Raw genomic sequence first — 2,757 nt, 5'->3', positions numbered from 1 at the left:
CCTGGTAAGCCGTCCTCCGAGGCGCCTGCTCAGCCTGGCAAGTCCGAGACACCCGGCCAGCCTGGCGAGTCTGGTACCCCGTCCTCCGAGACCCCGGCTCCGTCGGATAACAACGGAAACTCCGGACACTCGAACGGCTCGGATAACGGCAACAATGGTTCGGACAACGGTGGATCCGGTAACGGCTCCAACGGCTCGGACAATGGATCCGGTAATGGCTCGGGCAGCGGTAGCGGCTCGGGTAGCGGATCCGGCAGCAGCTCCAGCCACGGAGTCGGTGGAGCCTTGGCTTCCACCGGTGCGAACGTGATCTGGTTGGCACTGCTGGCCATGATCCTGATCGGTGCAGGTGCAGGGGTTGTCCTCTGGAACCGTCGCCGTTCCCACGGGGGATAGAAACTAGGTGAGTAAACCTCGGTGAGCGCCCCGCATAGGGGCACCACCGGGTGTTAACCGCCAATCACTACCAAAGGTAAACATCAGCGTCGGTTGTACGTGGTGCCCGTCGCCGTGATTGATGCACGGGCGGGTCACCACATGCCGTCGACGATGACGAGCCTTTGCTCCGCCCTCCCGCACCGGAGTGGCGTAGTGCCCTTACACCTTTGACCACAGACAGAAGTGGATTCAGCACAGGCCTGGTGGCGCAGCCCAGGTTGTGCCATGAGGCTGTGCGCGAATCCGCCCACTGTGGCCCCACGAACAGGAGAAATGAATGCGACTGACCAAGAGAATCGGTGCCGTGGCACTCAGTGGCGCGATGGCTTTTGGCCTAGCAACTGTGACGGCAGCTACCGCTCCCGCCGCAAGCGCGAAGCCGGCATGTGAAGGCCACACTGCGTTAGCCAGCACGGCCGCCCCCCTTGATCACGTCATTACCCCCGATGGCAAGACCGTCTCCATCGAGAACAAGCGCAACGTCCAGCAGTTTGTTTACCTGAGCAGCTGTGACACCGAAAAGCTTGCCAAGCTCATCGGAGCTTTGGAGAAGGGTGACGACGTCAAGAAAGAGGTTGTGAAAGCAATCCCTGACATCGAGAAGTTCGCTAACCCGGTAGTCAAGGGCATTAAGGACAAGAAAGTCCTGACGTCCCAGAACCTCAAGGACCAGTCCAGCGACTTCACCAGCGGCGTCATTCTTGTCATCAGGAATGGCTCGATCGCGCTGGTCGCTAAACAGGTATAACAACGACGAGATGACGAGGATCTACCCCTCCAAATAGAGCGCCGTGTATCGGCGCGGTGCTGTGTCGTTCTTCGGCCGTGCGCCAGGAGGGTCGTCGTCTCTGCCTCGCAGGCGGCGGCGTAATTCGTCGTTGTCGCGAGTGCTTTTTATAGTCACCTCGGGTGGCGTTGTGTCATGTACACCGCCGGCCGGGGCGATTTTTATATCCAGGCTCGTTTACCCCGACTTGTTTCCCCAGATTTGTGTAGAACAAGAACGCTGTGTAGGAAGAGAAACTCCGCTGAAAAACGAACTCCACGTGAACTACCGAGACAGAAAGTAGCCCGCATGCAGTTTTCCGCTCAGACGAGAGCGTCCCAGCCCGCCGCACAATCAGCTCATCAATCAGCCCGACAATCCATTCGGCAATCCGCTCGCGAATCAGCCCGTGAATCACTCCGTGACCAACCAGGGCGACGACGTCGGTTCGGTGCAGTCGTCGCGTCCGCCGTCGCCACTGGCGCGTTGCTTCTAGCGCCAGGAGCAACACCGGACGCGGAGGCCCACGACAAGAACGGCCAAGATAACACGCCCGCACAGTGCGCCGAGGCGCATGATGCCGTCGCCAATGGAAAGCCACTCCCACAGCTGGAGTTGTTCCGAAAGGGCCACGGGGCCGTGCATGACGGCAAGGTCGTCATTTTTAACGACAGCAAGCGGTACTCCGACGAGATTCAGGCTGCGGCTGACTCGTGGACGGAGGCGACCGGCGGCAAAATCACGTTTGACGTCGTCGATAAGGAAACAACGAATTCCGTGCGTGTCTTTGATGTTCACCGCGACGATGCCAAGTGGGTGGGGTGGACGCGCCATGAGCCCTATCGGGTGTTGCTGAATGTGTCGTACCTGGACGGGATGTCGCAGAGTGCGCGGCAGGGGACCATTGCGCATGAGTTTGGTCACTTGCTGGGGTTGAAGCACAGCTGCCCGGGGGACTTGATGCACGCGATTTCGGATCAGCAGCAGCCGCAGGTGCCTCAGGCGACGGATGTTCAAGCTGCTCTGCAGGGTGATAATGACAAGACGGCCGTCGGAACAACGCGGTCATTCCCGGATTATCTGGCGTAATCTTCGTCACCTATTTCGCCTTCTCTATTAATTTTTCCGGATATATAGGGTATAAAAGTAGTGAGGGTGTAACGCTCTGTCGCTATCTGGCGATTAATTAAGTGTCACAACGCGAAAAGTTGGCTTCTAGAAGCTAGGGCACAGCTTTCTTGGTCACTTCGAGCGGCGTGATGAGAGGTGAAGGCGCGGGTGTGGAAAGCACCCGCGCTTTCTTAATTCCTGAAGTTCGGATGATGTGGGTGGCACGGGGTTTTGCGGGTTTAACGACGCAAGTGTGTCCGTGTGCCGGAAAACTGCGGGACTATATAGGGGTCGGTTGTGAAAACTGTGGGGGAATATGGGCGAAAAATGGCCGAAAATGGACCATATACCCACGCACTTTTATTTTTTGGCGCATATTCCCCCGCACTTTTGAACTGGCCCCTGAAAGTTGGACTGGTTTAATTCTAATTGGTTATGGCTGC

General features: G+C 57.8%; 4 protein-coding genes. All 4 read left to right on the top strand.

The annotated features are described in order from the left end of the window. Nucleotides 1-396, top strand: a 396-nt coding sequence (locus Q3981_RS10305) for an LPXTG cell wall anchor domain-containing protein (protein WP_303125988.1), incomplete at its 5' end; no start/stop codon positions are given. Nucleotides 397-715: 319 nt separating this feature from the next. Then, nucleotides 716-1,186, top strand: coding sequence for a hypothetical protein (locus Q3981_RS10300; protein ID WP_303125986.1), 471 nt, complete (start codon nucleotides 716-718; stop codon nucleotides 1,184-1,186). 327 nt (nucleotides 1,187-1,513) lie between these two features. Continuing rightward, nucleotides 1,514-2,293, top strand: coding sequence for a M43 family zinc metalloprotease (locus Q3981_RS10295; RefSeq protein ID WP_303125984.1), 780 nt, complete (start codon nucleotides 1,514-1,516; stop codon nucleotides 2,291-2,293). A gap of 191 nt (nucleotides 2,294-2,484) precedes the next feature. Beyond that, on the top strand, nucleotides 2,485-2,757 hold a 273-nt coding region (locus Q3981_RS10290), incomplete at its 3' end, for a hypothetical protein (RefSeq protein WP_303125982.1).

The sequence above is a fragment of the Corynebacterium sp. genome (assembly GCF_030530965.1).
Lineage (GTDB): Bacteria > Actinomycetota > Actinomycetes > Mycobacteriales > Mycobacteriaceae > Corynebacterium.
The sequence above is the reverse complement of the archived record's forward strand: the minus strand, read 5'-3'. Positions and strand labels throughout refer to the sequence as shown.